Origin of the sequence: Paracoccus onchidii, from assembly GCF_028294535.1 — a bacterium.
GTDB lineage: Bacteria > Pseudomonadota > Alphaproteobacteria > Rhodobacterales > Rhodobacteraceae > Paracoccus > Paracoccus onchidii.
Genome location: NZ_JAQBIE010000002.1, coordinates 22493 through 39994, shown reverse-complemented (window position 1 = coordinate 39994; position 17502 = coordinate 22493). Strand labels below are relative to the sequence as shown.

Here is a 17502-nt window from a genome sequence, read left to right as displayed (position 1 = left end):
GCGGTGATCAGATATCCTTCATCAGGCGCAGGGCGTCATAGATGGCGGCATGGGTATTGCGCGCCGCGACCGCATCGCCGATCCGGAACAGGCGGAAGGCGCCGTCGGGATTGGTGCTGACACGCTGCAACCCGCCCGTGGCCAGCGCCTCGTAATCGACCTCGCCCAGATTGCTGGATTGCGGCTTCAGGTCGAAATACAGCTCGTCCAGCGGGCGGGTGCCGTGATTGACGACGACCTGATCGACCTGACGCTGACGGGTCACGTCGCCATAATCGCTGCCGAGCGTGGCGGTCAGCATATTGCCGCTGCGATGGACCGTCTGCAGACGCCAGGTCACGGTAAAGGTCGTATCGCGCTGTTGCAGGGCGCGCATATAGGGCACCAGATTCATCGCCATCACTTCGGGCGCAAAGCTGCGATCGGGGGTGACGATCTCGACCCTGGCCCCGCTGGCCGAGATCATGTCGGCGGCCTGCAGCGCGGCGTGATCGCCCGCATCGTCATAGATCAGCACGTTGCTGCCGGGTTTCACATCGCCCGACAGGATGTCCCAGGCCGACACGACCAGATCATTGCCCTCGGTCAGGACCTCGGTATGGGGCAGACCGCCGGTCGCGATGATGACATCATCGGGCGAGGTCGCCAGAACGTCGCCCTCGTCCGCAAAGCTGTTGAAACGGAAATCGACGCCCAGCCTCGTGCATTGGTCAAAGCGCCAAGCGATGATCGAGATCATCTCGCGCCGCCGTTCCTGTTGCGCGGTCAGGCGGATCTGGCCGCCGGGCTGATCCGCGGCCTCGAACACGGTGACCTTGTGGCCACGTTCGGCGGCGACGCGCGCGGCTTCCATCCCGCCGGGGCCGGCGCCGATGATGGTGACGCGGCGCGGCGTGTCGGTGGCCGGGATGGCATGGGGCATCGTTTCTTCGCGGCCGGTGGCGGCATTGTGCAGGCAGAAGGCCATGCCGCCCTGATAGATCCGGTCCAGACAGTAATTCGCGCCGACGCAGGGGCGGATATCATCCTCGCGCTTTTCGATCACCTTGCGGACCAGATGCGGGTCGGCCAGATGCGCGCGGGTCATGCCGACCATATCGACCAGACCGCTGGCGATGGCGTGACGCGCGGTCGGTACATCGGGGATCTTGGCGGCATGGAAGGTCGGGAAATCGGTCGCCTTGCGGATCTGCCCTGCGAATTCCAGATGCGGCGCGTTGCGCATGCCCTGCACCGGGATCACATCGGTCAGCCCGGCATCGGTGTCGATATGACCGCGTACGACATTCAGGAAATCGACCAGACCGCTGGCCTTCAGCTTTTGCGAAATGGCGATGCCGTCCTGTGCGCCGAAACCGCCCGGCAGGCATTCATCGCCGGTATAGCGCACGCCCAGCAGAAAATCCTCGCCACAGCGTTCGCGGATGCCGCGCAGGATATCGAAGGTAAAACGCAGGCGGTTGTCCAGATCGCCGCCGTAAGGACCGTCCAGCTCATTGGTCAGCGGCGACCAGAACTGATCCATCAGATGGCCATAGGCCTGCAGTTCCAGCCCATCCAGACCCGCATCCTTCATCCGTTCGGCCGCATCGACATAATCGGTGATGATGCGCTGAATGTCCCAATCCTCGATCTTTTTCGGAAAGGACCGATGCGCGGCCTCGCGTTCATGGCTGGGCGAGACGACGGGCAGCCAGTCGGCCTTGTCCCAGCGGGTGCGCCGACCCAGATGGGTCAGCTGGATCATCACCGCACAGCCGTGATCGTGGCATTCGTCGGTCATCTTCTTCATCCAGCCGACGACCTCGTCCTTCCAGGCCAGGATGTTGTTGAAAACCGGCGGACTGTCGCGCGACACCGAGGCCGAGCCCGCGGTCATCGTCAGCGCCACCCCTGCCTTGGCCCGTTCGACATGATAGGCGCGATAACGGTCCTTGGGCATCCCGTCCTCGGGATAGGCGGGTTCGTGGCTGGTAATCATGATGCGATTGCGCAGCGTCAGATGTTTCAGTTGGAAGGGCTGCAATAGCGGGTCGTTCGACATCCGGAACCTGCATTGTGGCGTTGGCATGAAGTTCGTGTAACGCGATAAATGTGCATGAGTGTATATTTAATTGTCAATAACGAACATTTTGTATTTTCCGAGCCCCGGAGTCGCTGTTGTCCGGCTAAACGGGGATCATATTAGTGTATTGATAATATTAAAAATAATCTCCACTGACTCAGTTTTATTGCGGGGCGCGATGCGGGGGGGGGGGGATGGGGCTTGTGCAGCGTGGCACTGGGCAGATACAGAATCGCGTTGCACCAGATTCGCGATTCCGCCCAAGCAGGATCTCGACGCAGATTTAGTCGCAAAGGGAATTTGTGCCGATCGCTATCGGCGGGGGCGTCGAGTTCGGCTTTCGTCCTCTGCGTGATCCGAATGGCAGGTCGTGCCTCTGTTCCATTCTGCAACTAGAAAGCGCTATAAGCTTGGCGATGGCCGCCGCCGACCCTTATGTAATCGAGACAAATGCGAGAGACCGTATGCACCTGATCCTTCATCTTGGCCCTTCAAAAACAGGTTCTTCAGCGATTCAGACGGCAATACGAAAAAATCGTCAGCGTCTGAGCGATCACGGTGTGCATCTGACAAACACAACCGGGCACAGCCTGTGCTTTTGATATCGTTACGACGGCAGGCTGCCCCCGAATATGGAGCGGCGATTTGGCTCGCTTGAACAACTTCGAACCCAGTCAGAGCAGAGCTGGGAAGAGTTCGAGGCTGAAATTCATGAAAAACGCTTTGATACGGTGATCGTTTCCAGTGAAGACATTCCTGCGGCCAAGCAGCGAGATGAGCTGCTGGAGCGTTTCAAGAAGAGTTTTGACAGGATCACCGGGGTTTTCTATTTCCGTGATCCGGTCGATCTGTATGTGTCAGAAATCAATCAGCGCATTCGACATGGATTGCGCCTGCGCCAGACACCGACGCCGCGCGACTATAAATTCCGCCATCTGGAATTCGCTGACTGGTTCACGTCCTCGGTGGGTCATAACGCCCTGATCGCGCGTAACTTCAATCGTCAGAACTTGGTCGGTGGTGACGCGGTTGAGGATTTCTTTGGTGTCATGTCGAAGATATGCGGGTTCACCGACGAGTTCGACATCCCGGAAGTCCCTGTAAATCAAAGCCTGCCGGGCGCCGCGACGGTGTGGATGTATTCGTTCAACGAGATCCTTGACCGCCGCTTTCGCAATGTAAACAAGAAGATCCTCGAACGGCGCTCCGAGGTTGTAAAGCAATTGCGAAAATCCGAAGCAGTGATGCAGCATGGCAAGCTGAAGCTTGATGATCCGCAGCTGCAATCGATCATTCGCCAGAATGCCGATGCAGACATCCGGCAGATCAACGAAAAATACCTTGCGGGGCAGGTTCCGCTGAAAACGGACAGCAATCCCCCGGTCGACCTGACAACGGAACAGGCGCGGGAACGCATGCGCGAGTGGCTTCTTGGATATATGACGCCGGATGCGGTCAGCAGCATTGCCCGCGAACTTCTGAGCTGAGCGCCGGTCACGGCAATTGGTTGACCCGCCGGGGCCTATGTCTTTGACAACAGGGCCTTGGCGGTGTTTTCGTCTGTCACCAGCGTGCCGACCAAACCTCGCTTGATTGCGGCTTTGATGACCGGAACCTTGTGCAGCCCCCCCGCTGCCAGAATGACATTGTCGATTGTGGCCATGTCGTCCAAAGACAACCCGATCACCTGACGGTTCACCGGATGATCGACAAGGTCGCCCTGTGCGTTCAGGATATATCCGGTAATGTCGCCAACGCCGCCCAAGGCCTCTAGTTCCGCGGGGCTGACACTGTCGGGCAGGGCATCGCGGACCAGCAGCGACCTGTGCAGGTCTCCCGTGGCAAGGGCGATGGCATTGCAGGACAGGATCTTTTTCAGCATGTCCTGAACGAGATCCTGTTGCATGAACAGATCGCGGCTTTCCGGGCTGTTGGCGAAAAGCGGGGCGGTGAAGAAGCTGTGTTCGGCGTTGCACAGATCGGCAAGCCGGGTGGTGATCTCATAGCCGTTGACGTCCGACCCCCGTGTCACGCCCCCCATGATCGACACAATTTCGAGATCGGGTCGATTCAGGGGCTGCATGTAGCGCGTTGCAAGATTGAGCGTGTTTCCCCAAGACATGCCAAATCGCAACATCTCGGAAGATTGCAGCAATTCGCCCAGATACGCCCCCAATCCTGCAGCCACCAACGCGGTGATCGATCCGCAATCCGCGGGCGAGGGCACGATAATCGCGCGTTTCAGTTGAAATCTCTGCTGGACTTCCCATTCCAGCCCCGCCGCGGCCGCAAAGACGGAATCCACGCTGACACGCAGGATGCCGCGGCGTCTGGCCTCGCTGAGCGCCTTGTTGACGCGAAGGCGTGTGATCCCGAACCTCTCGGCGGCTTCTGCCTGGGTCAGCCCCTCGATCTCGCAGGCCCAGGCCAGGCGAACCAGTAATTGTTCCTCGGGGTCGATCTGATCAAGTTTGATATTGCGTGCCATGCCTCAGCTCAGCAGCTCGTTGGCGAAAGGGCAAGATCGCGAAAGGGTTGCCTGGTTTCTTCACGCAGCTTCCGCATTACAGAAATCCTGCGGCCATGATCAGATCGGCCGTCGCGACGCTGCAGGCCATTGGAATGTCATAGACGATCGCCAGCCGCGTCAGCGCCTTGACATCCACATCATGCGGATGCGGGGTCATCGGGTCGGTGAAAAACACCAGCAGATCGATCTGGTTCAACGCGATCATTGCGCCAATCTGTTGATCACCACCAAGAGGGCCGCTTTTGACCCGGGTCAGGTTTTCCAGCGATACAGACGCGGAAATGACGCCGCCGGTCGTTTCCGTCGATACCAGCCGGTGGCGGTCAAGTGTGCCGGCATGGCGTTGCACCCAAGACGCCAGTTCGGCCTTTTTGTGATCATGTGCAATCAGCGCAATCGTCTTACGGGGGTCGTCTTGGTCATGGGTCATGTCGATAAGTCCGCGTGTTGTCAGTCGGGTTCCGGGTGGGATCAATCCATCACTGTTCGATACGGGAATAGGGTGTTTGGAACATGGCTGGCAAGCCCGGCTTGCGGGTGGTTTGGTCATGGATGGCATTGCCCGCGCCCTGAAGGTCAGGGCGCGGGTGGTTGCGGTGCTTGGACGTGATGGCCGTATTGGCAGGGCTGGCCGTTTGCGCCGACGCAACCGGGCGTCACGCCGGGTCAGGTTTAGGCCGGCTTTTGGCGCGCGCCTCGCAGCGCAATGGCGATCGGCACCAGGATGATCGCCAGCAGAGTCAAGGAAAGCACCAAAGATACAGGACGTTGCCAGAAAAGGTTCATGCTGCCTTGCGAAATGATGTAGGTCTGCAAAAAGGTTTCCTCGGCCATGGCGCCCAGAACCAGCGCCAGCACCGTTGCCGCAGGCGAATAGCCATAGCGTTTCATGGCAAAGCCGACCAGTCCGCTGCCAACCAGAATCCATGTCTCGACGATGCTGGCATTGATGGCGAACGCACCGATGATGCATAGCAGAACAATGACGGGAACGACATTGACATAGGGAATGTCCAGGAATTTCACAAAGAGCGGGATGGCAAAAATGCTCATCGCGATCAGGATCATGTTGCCCAGATACATGCTGGCAATCAGTCCCCAGACAAATTCGGGGTCGTTGACGATCAGCATCGGTCCCGGTTGCAGACCCCACATCAGAAATGCGCCCAGCAGAACCGCCGTCGCGCCGGATCCCGGAATGCCCAATGACAGCAGGGGCACCATTGCGCCGGCCGAGGCCGCATTGTTGGCAGCCTCTGGGGCGACCAGTCCACGCATCTCGCCCTTGCCGAAATTCTCGGGATCTTTGGCGATTTTCTTTTCGACCGAATAGCCGATAATCGAACCCAGTGTGGCGCCCGAGCCAGGCAAGACGCCTGCGATGAACCCGATCGCCGAACCACGCCAGAAGGTCCAGCGGGATTCGTGGTAGTCTTTGCGCGAAGGCCAGAATTCCTTGTCGCGGAAACTGACCCGCAGCCGTTTGGCCGGTTGCCGGTGTTGACCGTTAAAGATGCAATGCAGCAATTCGCCGATTCCGAACAGCCCGATGGCGACGGCGACGAAATAGACGCCACCGATCAGTTCGGGCGAGCCAAAGGTAAATCTCTGTTGACCGCTCATCACGTCGACTCCGACGGTGCCGACGGCGAAGCCGATCAATGCCGAGATGAAGCCCTTGAATTTATTGTCACCCATCATCGTGGTCAGCATCAGCAAGCCGACGGCAATAATCAGGAAATACTCTGACGGTCCGAAGGACGCGGCAAAATTCGCCAGTGACGGTGCCAAGGCCGTAATCAGGATCACGCCGATCGTTCCGCCAAAGAACGAGGCGACGGCCTGCATGACCAATGCGGGGCCCGCCCTTCCTTTTTGCGCCAGCGGATAGCCATCGATGGTTGATGCCACGGTTGCGGATTCGCCTGGCGTATTGATCAGGATCGACGTGATGGTGCCGCCATACATCGAACCATAATAGATCCCCGCCAGCATGATAATGGCGACTGTGGGCTGCAATCCGAAGGTCATCGGGATCAGCACGGCAATGCCTGCCGCCGGACCAAAGCCGGGAAACAATCCGACGATCATCCCAAGGAAGGCGCCGATGACAAGAAACAGGAACGCTTCGGGCGAGGCGGCGACGCTTAGCCCCAACGAAAGATTGGCGGCAATATCAGCAAGCATATGCAATATCCTTTATCTGCCGGGGGTTTCAGAAGCCAAGGGGACCGATGGGCAGCGATGCATTCAGCAAGACCTTGAACAGCCCGTACAGAAATGCCGGCAAGGCCAGGCTGTAGATGATGTTGCTGATCGGATGCGCACGATTGAACGTGAACAGATAGGCCAGCATGAACACCGCCATTGCCAGCAGGGCGCCCAACGGTTTCAGGAACGCGACAAAGGCACAAATATACAGAAACACGATCAAGACATCGCGCCCGTATTCACGACCGGTTCCGATGTGTTGGGCGTCCATGCCGGGGACATCGTCCTGCGCTTTTGTCGTTGCGTTGGCTTGACGTCTGTGCGCCGGGGCGGCTTGCATGGCTTCTTCACGCCAGTCATTCCACAGATTGACCGCGCAGGAAATCACCATCAATCCCCCGATCAGCAAGGGAAAGAACCCAGCGGCCGGACGGCCTGATCCGGACACCAGTGTCAGCGTGCTCAATCCATAAATCGTATACCCGGCGGCCATGACCAACAGACCTGCGGCAAACCATTTTTTCATCGGTCCTCCCTCTCCGATAAAGGCTTTCTGCGCGGGCAGGGCGGCCCGGCCCGCGCAGAAGGTGGGTGCCTAGTTCTTGATGGCGCCAATCTCGGCAAGCGTGTCGCGATATTGCGTGCTTGTGGCTTCAAGATAGCTGGCGAATTCCTCACCCCAGATCGGGGTGCCTGACATTCCGTTCTTGGCCAGATATTCCTGCCATTCGGGCTTTTGGATCACTTCTTGCAATGTGGCGACCCACCAGTCCCGAATTTCCGGGGTGATGTCGTCAGGCATGACGACACCACGCGGCAGGGAAAAGGTGAAATCATACCCCAGTTCCTGAAATGTGGGTATGTCGGGATTGTTCGTGCTGCGCGCCGTGTCCGAAAATGCCAGCGCGCGAAGCGATCCGGCTTCCAGTTGGCCGGCCACCTCGGAAGGATTGGCCACAACGGCATCGACGCTGCCCGAAGTCAGGGCGGTCACCAGCTCTCCTCCCGATCCGATGGGAACATATTCGAACTCGATGTCTGCGGATCGCGCAAAAAGCGAAGCGGTAACGCGCTCTGGTCCGGCCGAGCCGCTGCCCGCAATCGTCACGCGCCCGGCCTTTGCCGCCTCGACAAAACCGTCGACATCCGTGAATTCGGAATCCGCCCGCACAACCATCAGCATCGCGTCACTGGCCAGCAGGCCGATCGGGGTGAAATCCGCATAGGTCCAGTCGGTATCGGCCACCAATGGCGTGCCGATAAAGTTTCCGCTGGTCGAGGTCAGTCGATAGGGGTCGCCTGCCTTACTGGCGACATAGCTAAAGCCGACGGCGCCACTGCCACCTTCTCGATTCTCTACGACGATATTGCCGTCATAGAGATCGTATTTGCGCAAGATGTCCACGACGGTTCGCGACATCCGGTCATTCCCGCCACCCGGGCCGAAGGCAACTGTATAGGTTAGTCGCTCCGACGGATAATCCTGCGCCGCGGCAGGGATTGCGAGGCCGGCCGCAAGGGCCGTGGCCATGAGGCAGGATGCTGCGTTGCGTTTGATCATGTGATACCTCCCAAGGATAGAAATGCTTTTTTATCTTCTTTGGTGCAATACAGGCATTTTTTGCACCTTGTCAACTAAAAATGCATAATGGGCGATTGTTCATCGCTGGATGCAGCAACTATTATCCGCCATAGCTGGTTGAGATGCGATCATGTGAAACTCCGGGGTGCATTTTTGAATTGATAAGTGCATATCGTGATGCTAAAGAGCAATCCGAACAGCCAAACCTGCACGATGCATGACGGGAGGATGCAGATAATGAAGATCATGACTTTGCCTTGCGACGGAATTGGACCTGAAATCATGGCGGCCACGCTGGAGGTGGCACGTGCGGCAAATGCGCGCTTTGATCTCGGGTTGTCCTTTCATGAAGAAGAATCCGGATTTGACAGCCTTGCAAGGCACGGAATTACCCTGCGCGAAGAGGTTCTGGATCGCGCGCGCAATGATTTCGACGGGGTGATCCTGGGAACGCAGTCGCATATGGATTACCCGCCAGTGGCCGAGGGCGGGCGCAATGTTTCTGCGGGTTTCCGCATCGGGCTGGACCTGTATGCCAATGTCCGACCTGCGCGCAGCCGCGACTTTATTTCCAACAAGGCGCCCGGCATGGACCTGATCATCATGCGCGAGGCAACCGAAGGGTTTTATCCTGATCGCAACATGTTCAAGGGGGTGGGCGAGATGATGCCCGACCCGGATATGGCGCTGTCGGTGCGCAAGATCACCCGGCACGGATCCATGCGGATCTGCCGCGAGGCGTTCAAGCTGGCCATGCAGCGGCAGAAAAAGGTTACCGCCATTCACAAGGCCAATTCTTTCCTGATGACGGACGGCCTGTTCCTTGAGTGTTTCCGCAAGGTCGCCCAAGACTTCCCCGAGGTCGAGACCGAGGAGTTGATCGTGGATGCCTTTGCCGCATTGCTGGTGCGCCATCCACAGAAATATGATGTGGTCGTGGCAACCAATTTCTATGGCGACATCTTGTCTGATCTGGCCTCGGAACTGTCAGGTTCGCTCGGCTTGGCGGGTTCGATCAACGCCAATGCAGAAACAGGTCTGTGCTGTGCGCAAGCCCAGCATGGCTCGGCCCCCGACATTGCGGGAAGGAATGTCGCCAATCCGACCTCGTTGATCCTGTCGGCGGCGATGATGCTGACTTGGCTGGGTGAACAGCGCGGCGTGCACAAGCTGATGATTGCGGGGCAGGCCATTGCGGAGGCCGTGGATGCCGTGATTGACGATCCGGCCAATCGCACGCGCGACCTAGGCGGAAGTGTCAATACCGATGCCTTTGGCCGGCTGGTCGCGCAAGAAGTTGCCAAGGTCGCGGTCGCGGCGTGACCGACCCGCACGCCCCGGATGCGCGAAACCCGGATTCGGTGCCCTGTCAGCCCCGACTGGCTCTGGTCCATGCCACAAGATTGGCGATGGATCCTGTCGAAGCCGCAGCCCGCAGCCTGTGGCCAGAGGCAGAGACAGTTTCGCTTCTGGAAGAGGCGTTGTCTGTCGATCGTCGGAAATCCGCCGCGCTGTCATCTGAATTGATGGATCGCATCCTGTGGCTGGCACGATATGCCGAGGATGCGGGGGCCGATGGGGTGTTGTTCACCTGTTCGGCTTTTGGCGCGGCGATCGATCTTGCGGCAGAGCGGGGTGGGGTTCCGGTCATGAAACCAAATGAGGCAATGTTCTGCGAAGCACTTGGTCACGGCAACAGAATTGCGATGATCTGCACATTTGCTCCGGCCGTCCCTGGCATGACGGCCGAGTTTCACGAGACCGCATTTGCCCGCGGTGGTTCCGCGCGCGTGACAACGCATGTCGTCGAGGGCGCGCTAGAGGCGAAACTGCGGGGTGATTCAGGCCTGCATGATCAGTTGATCGCGCAAATGGCGGCGTCGATCAAGGGTGTGGATGCGATCATGCTAGCCCAGTTTTCCATGTCGGGCGCGGCCGATGCCGTGCGGGCCGCAACCGACTTGCCGGTTCTGACAAGTCCGCAGTCCGCGATCATCGAGATGCGTCGCAGAATAGAAACCCAAGGAGGAGGTGGCCGATGCTGATCGGTGTCATTGCGGATGATTTTACCGGCGCGAGTGATATCGCCAACACTCTGGCCAAGGGGATCGCGCCAGAGGGCGGGCTGCGCACCGCGCAATATTCGGGCATTCCTGTCGAACGGGCGGCACCGGAAGTTGATGCGGGGGTGATAGCCTTGAAAAGCCGAACGGCGCCTGTTGCGGACGCCGTCAGCGATAGCTTGTCTGCCCTGGATTGGTTGCGCGATCAGGGGTGCCGGCAGGTCGTTTTCAAATACTGCTCGACCTTCGATTCCACATGCGAAGGCAATATCGGTTCGGTTGCCGATGCCCTGAGCGCGGCTCTGGGTGCCGAACGGGTGGTGTTCTGTCCGGCATTTCCCGCCGCCGGTCGCACGGTTTATCAGGGACATCTGTTCGTGAATGGCCGGTTACTGAATGAATCCGGGATGGAAAACCATCCCCTGACGCCGATGACCGATGCCAATCTCAGGCGGTGGCTAGGCCATCAGACGCGCCGTGAGGTTGGCTTGGTGCCTGCTGCGGTGGTCGCCCAGGGCGCACAAGCCCTGCGGGACTGGTTGCGAAATCAGGCCGCGCCATATGTCATTGCGGATGCCTTGTCCGAAACGGATCTGCTGATCCTGGCCGAAGCGTTGCACGATGCGCCATTGATTACGGGGGCGTCGGGGATCGCGTTGGGATTGGCGCGCAATTTCATTCGCGCAGGCCATGCGACCACACAGGCCGCATCGTTTACACCCGTTCGTGGACCCGAAGCAATTCTTGCGGGGTCCTGTTCCGGGGCAACGCGCGGGCAGATTGACCTGCACGCCAAACTTCACCCAACCTTTGCCATTGACGTGCCGAGGGTCATGTCGGGCGAGATTACCAGTGCCACGTTGGCCCAGTTTTACAAAATGCATATCGGGCAGGCACCGCTGGCCTATTCGTCTGGCGCTCCGGCGCAGGTCCGGGCCTTGCAAGATCGGTTCGGCAGAGAGGCGGTTGCCAAGCGACTGGACGGGTTGTTTGCGGACACCGCGCAGGATCTGGTCCGGTCCGGATATCGCCGGATCGTGGTGGCCGGGGGCGAAACCTCGGGGGCGGTCGCGCAGGCCGTGGCCGATACATTGGCCTCGTCCGCGATGGCCGTTGGCCCCGAAATTGATCCCGGCGTGCCGGTTCTGACCGTCAAGGGGGCGGAGCCTGTCGCGCTGGCCTTGAAGTCGGGAAATTTCGGAACCGGGGATTTTTTTATCAAAGCGCTACGCAAGATGGAGGAAGGCGCATGACCGAAACGGAATTGCGCCAACAGATCTCGGGCTTGTGCCGTTCGCTCTTTGATCGTGGGTTCTCGGTTGGTACCGCCGGCAATGTTTCGGTGCGCCTTCCGGACGGGATCTTGATGACCCCGACCAATGCGACGCTTGGCGACATCGATCCCGAAAGGATCGCCAAGGTTGATTTCGATGGCAACCATGTCGCGGGTGATCGCCCCACAAAAGAGCTGTTCCTGCATCAGGCATTCTATGAAACCCGTGCCGATGCAGGCGCGGTCGTGCATCTGCATTCGACATGGGCGACGGCGCTTTCCTGCCTGGAAGATACCGATCCCGAAAATTGCGTTCCACCCTTGACGCCGTATGTCGTCATGCGGGTGGGGCCAGTCAGGCTTGTGCCTTATGTCAGGCCAGGCGATCCTCGTGCCGGGGATCTGATCCGTGATCTGGGCGGGGCCTATGCCGCGGTTCTGTTGGCCAATCATGGCACGGTTGTGTGCGGCCGTAACCTGTTCGGTGCCTGTTGCGCCGCGGAAGAGCTGGAGGAAACTGCAAAATTGCTGATCGCTTTGCGTGGCCTGCCAGCAAGATCGCTGTCGTCGGCACAGGTGTCAGAGCTGAGCGCTACCTTCGGCAGGATCTGAGCCACAACAATATCCGACGCGAAGGGGGGCACGTCCCGGATGGGGCGTGACCATGGATGTTCGCGCTCGGTCTGCCTTGCATTGGCGTGGATCACCTGACAGTTCGGGCCAGGTCACTCGATGGCGGTGGCCGGAATGATGCGCCGGGTGTAACTCGGCGACATCAGCAGTTCCAGCGCACTTTCATAACCCGCATCCGCGTGGCGTGCGATACCTATGCCGGGGTCGCAATCCAGCACATTCTGAATTCGGCGGGCAGCGCAATCGCTGCCATCCGCAACAAGCGTCACACCGGCGCATCTTGCCCAATCGTCCATTTCATGAATAGCAACCAGATCCGCCCCAGCGCTTGCATTCAGCAAGGCATTCAAGAGCGGCCAGTCCGCAACCGCGTCAGAGCCGTCTTTCATGCCATCCGTTTCGCGAAACGGCAGTGCCGCCGAGCCCGAGTCAAGATGATCACGGGTAAAGCAGACAGGGCCGGTGACCCGCCCATCGCGGACCGCCTCGTTGACCAGCCCCGCCAGTTTGGAACGTTCGCCAAACCCAAGCCAGCCGATACGTGCAGGCAGGCCGGTATGTTGAACGTGGTCACGGGCAACATTGATCCATTGCGCGATCGGAGTTTCCGGCGCGAAATTCTGCAGGATCAGATCATCGATAAAGGCGATGTCGTCCGGGTTGCCGGATGCGGCAATCCAGCGGAACGGGCCGATCCCTTTGCAAAATAGCGGCCGGATATAGGCCTTGACGAAGGAATCGATCTCGAAGGCACGTTCTTCACCCAGCTGAGACACCACGCTTCTGAAGTTATTGCCATATTCAAAGAAAACGGCACCGCGTGCGCGCAGGGTCAGCAAGGCGCGGAAATGCGTCAGCATTGTTTTGTTGGCCGCTGCTGCCAATGCCTCGGGGTCGGCTTTGCGGGCATGCAGGCATTGCTCAACGCTCATTCCCTGCGGAACATAGCCGCGATAGGCATCCGGTTCGGTCTGATCAGTCACGACATCGGGGGTGATATTGCGCTGGATCAGCGTGGTCAAAATATCCGCGACGTTGGCGCAAAGACCAATGGCTGCACCTGTTTTTCGGGCGATGTGATCGTTGCAGATTTCAAGCGCGGATTCCAGATCATCGACGATCACATCCAGATACCCGCTGTTCAGGCGTCGTTCCAGCGCGGCGCGATTGACATCAATCACAAGGGTGACCGCCCCGGCCAGCTTGCCTGCAAGACCCTGGGCGCCGCCCATGCCCCCGCAACCTGCCGTGACAATCCAGCGTCCGGCCATGCTGCCATCAAAATGATGCCTGCCGACGGTCTTGAAGGTTTCGTATGTGCCCTGCAGGATGCCCTGGCTGCCGATATATTGCCATGCTGCCGCCGTCATCCCCGGGAAAATGGTCAGCCCGGCATCTTCGAGGTTGCGCCGCTTTGCGACCTCGGTCCAGCGCCCTACCAGATTGCCGTTTGCCATGATGACGATCGGCGTCGTTTCCTGTGTCGGGAACAGGCCGACCGGCTTGCCTGATTGCATGACCAGCGTCTGGTTCGTGTCCATTGCCATCAGTGCCTTTTCGATCTTCCCATAGGCGTTCCAATCCCGGGCGGCCTTGGCCCGCGACATGTAGATCATCAGATCCTCGGGGCGTTCGGCATTTTCAAGATTGTTCTCCAGCATCCGCAGGATGGCTTCCTGGCGCCAGCCCTTGCAGCGCAGTTCCAGCCCGCGTGTCGCCGTGATTTTTGTGCTTTGATCTGTCATGATTCACCCTGTTGTCCTGAATGAAATGTTTCGGTCCGAGACGACCTTGCGCCCGGAAATCCAGACATCTCGAACGTGATTGCCGCCAAACTGGTTGATCACCTGCCCATGGGTCTGGACATTCCAGACAATGAAATTCGCGTCCTTGCCCGGTTGCAGGCTGCCGGTCCGGGTCGCTCTGCCCAGGGAGGCCGCTGCATTCAGGGTTGCCATATACCAGGTCGCTGCAAAGCCGATGCGAAACATGCGCGGCAGCAACTGCATCATCATCTGCATCGACAGGCAGGGGGACGAACCCGGATTGTAATTCGTGCCAACCGAAGGCACGCAGCCAGACTGCATCAGGCGCGCTGCGGTTTGCGGCAAATGTGGCTTTGCCGCAGCCAGGATCGTATCCCCGTCCACCGCGGTCGTTGTTTCCAGCATGTGAAAATTCGCGCCCGGCAGCAAGACCAACACGACACCCGCCTTGGCAAGCTGCGCCAATTCCTGCGGCAAGGCATAATCGCCGTGATCGGCACTTGCGGCTTTCCATTTCGCGGCAAGTTCCAGCCCGCGCCAGGGTGATGCCTGGTTGGCATGGATGCGCAGCTTCATACCGTGAGATGTGGCGACCTCTGCAATGCGATCGCTTTCGTCATAGTCGAAACAGACCGAGTCGCAGGCGATGTCGCAAAACTCTGACAAGGCAGCGGCGGCCGGGATGGCATCGATGACGGATTGTACAAAGCCCTCTCGGTCATGGGCCGGGGGGATGTGGGCGCCCAGAAAGGTCGGAATGACCTCGACCGGATGTTCGCAATCCAGTGATCTTGTCACTTTCAGCAGGCGTAGTTCCTGCGCCATGTCTGCGCCATATCCGGTCTTGGCCTCGACCGTGGCGGTGCCATTCAACAGCATCTGATCCAGAACCCCGATGGCACGCTGCTTCAGCGCATCGTTGCTGGCCGAACTGGTCGCTTCGATCGTCGCGCGAATGCCGCCGGTCGAGATGCCATTGGCGATCCCGCCGCCGGACGCGCGGGCGTCCAGTTCGGCTTCACGACTTCCCATATGCACCAGATGCGTATGCGGATCGATCAGGGCCGGTGACACCAACGCCCCCTGGGCGTCCACCTGCTGTGTCGCAGTGTATTGCGACAGGATTGCGCTTGACGCACCCGTCGCGACGATCCGGCCATCCTTGATTGCGATTGCGCCGTCCCTGATGATCTCCAGTTCCTGTAATTGCGACCCGGCGACACCGGTGTCCGGGCCGGCACAAGTCAACAGCTCTCCGGCATGCGCAACGATCAGATCCACGGTCTTGTTCATGCTAGTTACTCCGTATTGCGGAGTTAAACTCCGTATTGCAGAATCTTATCGTGTCGTATAGAAACCCTCTTGAAAGTCAAGCGGAGGAAATATGGCGAACGCATCGGCATCACCGGCGCAGGCGGGGGAAAGGCGGGGCAGGGACAGTGTCCGGTCCGCATTGCGGGCGTTCTCGATCATCGAGCTGTTCAGGCCCCAACGACAACGGCTCTCGATGAAAGAGATTTCCGACGCGCTGGATCTGCCATCCAGCACCACAGTGCGTCTGGTCCAGACCTTGGAGGGCGAGCATTACATTCGCAAATGCGAAGATGGTTTATACGCGCCCGGCGGCAGGATGATGCGCATTGCCCTGTCACTGACGCAGTTCTCGGGGCTGACCGAGATTATCCAGCCACATTTGCAAAAGCTCCGGGATCTGACGAAAGAGACCGTTTGCTTTGCGCAATTGGCCAGCCCGGACGAAGTTGTATACCTTCTGCAAAGCGACAGCCCCATGGCCATTCGCCATGTTCGCTGGGTCGGTGAGCGTGTGCCCGTCAAGGGAACGGTGATCGGATCGGTGCTGACGGGCAATTGCGAACAGGGCAAGACCCAGAGTTCGCGCGCTACTTTCGAACGCGATGTCACTGCAATTGCCATGCCGGTTTATGCCCGTGACGGGGCGGTGCTGGGTGGAATCAACATTACCGGCCCATCATTCCGTATTTCAGATGACGACATCATCCGCATGTCCGAACTGTTGCGCGATGAGGTCGGTCAGATCGAGATCAAACTATGAGCAATGACCGGTTGATGAACAGCCATGCCATGGCCTTTCCTGGGCCAACCTTCATGCAAGTCCCTGCGGGTCAGGTGGATGACGTCGTTGCGGGCGGGTTCGCCATTATCGGCGCACCATTTGGCAGCGCATATACCGTGCCGGGCATCGCACCCGGTGCGGCGCGGGCGCCGCATGCGATCCGATCCGCGTCGGCGCGTTATCACGCATTCGCCGGACGTTATGATTTCGACCTTCAAGGCCCGTTTTTTGATCCAGCCGGGGTCGGTCTGCTGGATCTGGGCGACTGTTTCGGGCCGGTGCATGACCCCAGCCAGCATGTCGCGATAATCGAAGAGACAGTCCGGTCGGCTGCGGTCTTGTCGGCGCTGCCCATCGTGCTGGGCGGTGACGATTCCACCCCGATCCCGATTTGCGCAGGGCTGGATGCCTTCACGGATATTCATGTTTTGCAAATCGATGCGCATCTAGATTATCGCGACAATGTTGATGGGCATCGCTGTGGCTATTCAAGCCCGATGCGCCGCATTCGCGAGATGTCGCATGTCGCGAAAATTGTTCATGTCGGTGCGCGCGGAATCGGCAGCGCCCATGTCAGTGATCACGACGACACGCTTGAGGCAGGAAATGCCATCGTTACGGCCCGTGAAGTTGTCCGCGAAGGTGTCGGTGTCGCGCTGCAACATTTTCCTGATGGCGCGAATGTCTATATCAGCATCGATTGCGACGGGTTCGACCCGTCCGTTATGCCCGGCACCAGCGTTCCATTGCCCGGCGGACTGCAATTCTATGATGGCGTGGACATGATCCGCGATCTGGTTTCACGCTGCAATTTGCGCGGGATCGGCTTTGCAGAACATTACCCCGAATTCGACAATCACAACCTTACCTCGGTCGCGATTACGCGCCTGATCAGCAACACAATCGGTGCCACCTTGTCGCGCCGTCAAACCGCGAAGGAAGCAATCTGATGCTCAGACATATTGTCATGTTCAAGCTGAAGGACGGGATCGAACGCGACGATCCGCGCGTCGTGAAAGCGGTCAAGCTGATCCAGGAACTGCCCGGTCAGATCGACACTGTTCTGGATTCCGAACTGGGATGGGATACCTCGTGCAAACCGCATTCCCTGGACTATGCAACCTTGTGGAAGTTTCGCGATGCGGACGGGCTGGCCCAATACAGTGCGCATCCCGCGCATCTGAAGGTGCTGGAGGCAACCAGAGACATCTTTGATGCCAAGATTGCCGACTACGTGATCGCCTGATCCAACTGCGTCTGCCGGCGCGGATCCTTGTCAAAAAC

Annotated in this window: 16 protein-coding genes; 8 read left to right on the top strand and 8 right to left on the bottom strand. The window is 58.9% G+C overall.

All coding sequences use genetic code 11. The features are described 5' to 3' along the window. Positions 1-7 precede the first annotated feature (7 nt). The gene (gene hpbA / locus PAF17_RS01700) at positions 8-2044 is read right to left on the bottom strand and encodes an N-methyl-L-proline N-demethylase HpbA (protein WP_271887350.1); all 2037 of its coding nucleotides are present in this window, start codon (positions 2042-2044) and stop codon (positions 8-10) included. A 653-nt stretch (positions 2045-2697) separates the two neighbouring features. Here hpbA and PAF17_RS01695 point away from each other — a divergent pair. Beyond that, positions 2698-3552: a hypothetical protein gene (locus tag PAF17_RS01695; protein WP_271887349.1), complete on the top strand. Its 855-nt coding sequence runs from the start codon at positions 2698-2700 to the stop codon at positions 3550-3552. A 35-nt stretch (positions 3553-3587) separates the two neighbouring features. On the opposite strand, the gene PAF17_RS01690 is transcribed toward PAF17_RS01695, so the two are convergent. The 5 genes from PAF17_RS01690 to PAF17_RS01670 all read right to left on the bottom strand — a co-directional run bounded on the left by PAF17_RS01690 (position 3588) and on the right by PAF17_RS01670 (position 8367). Continuing rightward, the gene (locus tag PAF17_RS01690) at positions 3588-4553 is read right to left on the bottom strand and encodes a sugar-binding transcriptional regulator (RefSeq protein ID WP_271887348.1); all 966 of its coding nucleotides are present in this window, start codon (positions 4551-4553) and stop codon (positions 3588-3590) included. Positions 4554-4629: 76 nt separating this feature from the next. Continuing rightward, a complete protein-coding gene (locus PAF17_RS01685; RefSeq protein ID WP_271887347.1) occupies positions 4630-5025 on the bottom strand; it encodes a methylglyoxal synthase in 396 nt (131 codons plus the stop codon). Between the two features lie 242 nt (positions 5026-5267). Continuing rightward, entirely contained in the window at positions 5268-6782 is a 1515-nt protein-coding gene (locus PAF17_RS01680) for a tripartite tricarboxylate transporter permease (protein ID WP_271887346.1), read from the bottom strand. 28 nt (positions 6783-6810) lie between these two features. Continuing rightward, positions 6811-7332: a tripartite tricarboxylate transporter TctB family protein gene (locus PAF17_RS01675; protein WP_271887345.1), complete on the bottom strand. Its 522-nt coding sequence runs from the start codon at positions 7330-7332 to the stop codon at positions 6811-6813. 69 nt (positions 7333-7401) lie between these two features. Then, positions 7402-8367: a Bug family tripartite tricarboxylate transporter substrate binding protein gene (locus PAF17_RS01670; protein ID WP_271887344.1), complete on the bottom strand. Its 966-nt coding sequence runs from the start codon at positions 8365-8367 to the stop codon at positions 7402-7404. Positions 8368-8625: 258 nt separating this feature from the next. Between PAF17_RS01670 and PAF17_RS01665 the strand changes: the two genes are divergently transcribed. Genes PAF17_RS01665 through otnC form a run of 4 tightly spaced genes read left to right on the top strand, consistent with a single transcriptional unit; the run spans position 8626 to position 12336 of the window. Further along, positions 8626-9711, top strand: coding sequence for an isocitrate/isopropylmalate dehydrogenase family protein (locus PAF17_RS01665; protein WP_271887343.1), 1086 nt, complete (start codon positions 8626-8628; stop codon positions 9709-9711). Continuing rightward, positions 9708-10433 (top strand): aspartate/glutamate racemase family protein, encoded by a 726-nt coding sequence (locus tag PAF17_RS01660; protein WP_271887342.1) that lies wholly within the window; start codon positions 9708-9710, stop codon positions 10431-10433. Before PAF17_RS01665 ends, PAF17_RS01660 begins: the two co-directional genes overlap by 4 nt. Continuing rightward, the gene (otnK, locus tag PAF17_RS01655; RefSeq protein ID WP_271887341.1) at positions 10427-11704 is read left to right on the top strand and encodes a 3-oxo-tetronate kinase; all 1278 of its coding nucleotides are present in this window, start codon (positions 10427-10429) and stop codon (positions 11702-11704) included. The genes PAF17_RS01660 and otnK overlap by 7 nt, the downstream gene beginning before the upstream one ends. Next, on the top strand, positions 11701-12336 hold the full coding sequence (gene otnC / locus PAF17_RS01650; RefSeq protein WP_271887340.1) for a 3-oxo-tetronate 4-phosphate decarboxylase: 636 nt from the start codon (positions 11701-11703) through the stop codon (positions 12334-12336). The genes otnK and otnC overlap by 4 nt, the downstream gene beginning before the upstream one ends. Before the next feature lie 113 nt (positions 12337-12449). Here otnC and PAF17_RS01645 read toward each other — a convergent pair whose 3' ends face one another. Both PAF17_RS01645 and hutI read right to left on the bottom strand, forming a co-directional pair. Then, positions 12450-14102, bottom strand: a complete 1653-nt coding sequence (locus tag PAF17_RS01645) for a urocanate hydratase (protein WP_271887339.1) — start codon at positions 14100-14102, stop codon at positions 12450-12452. 3 nt (positions 14103-14105) lie between these two features. Next, positions 14106-15416 (bottom strand): imidazolonepropionase, encoded by a 1311-nt coding sequence (gene hutI, locus PAF17_RS01640; RefSeq protein ID WP_271887338.1) that lies wholly within the window; start codon positions 15414-15416, stop codon positions 14106-14108. 91 nt (positions 15417-15507) lie between these two features. On the opposite strand from hutI, the gene PAF17_RS01635 reads away from it, so the two are divergent. From PAF17_RS01635 to PAF17_RS01625, 3 genes are read left to right on the top strand one after another with little or no spacing between them, the layout of a single operon-like run. Then, positions 15508-16197 (top strand): IclR family transcriptional regulator, encoded by a 690-nt coding sequence (locus PAF17_RS01635; RefSeq protein WP_271887337.1) that lies wholly within the window; start codon positions 15508-15510, stop codon positions 16195-16197. Further along, positions 16194-17168 carry an arginase family protein gene (locus PAF17_RS01630; protein WP_271887336.1) on the top strand — a complete coding sequence of 325 codons (975 nt, stop codon included), beginning with the start codon at positions 16194-16196 and terminating at the stop codon, positions 17166-17168. Before PAF17_RS01635 ends, PAF17_RS01630 begins: the two co-directional genes overlap by 4 nt. Further along, positions 17168-17464, top strand: coding sequence for a Dabb family protein (locus PAF17_RS01625; protein ID WP_271887335.1), 297 nt, complete (start codon positions 17168-17170; stop codon positions 17462-17464). Before PAF17_RS01630 ends, PAF17_RS01625 begins: the two co-directional genes overlap by 1 nt. Positions 17465-17502: the final 38 nt, after the last annotated feature.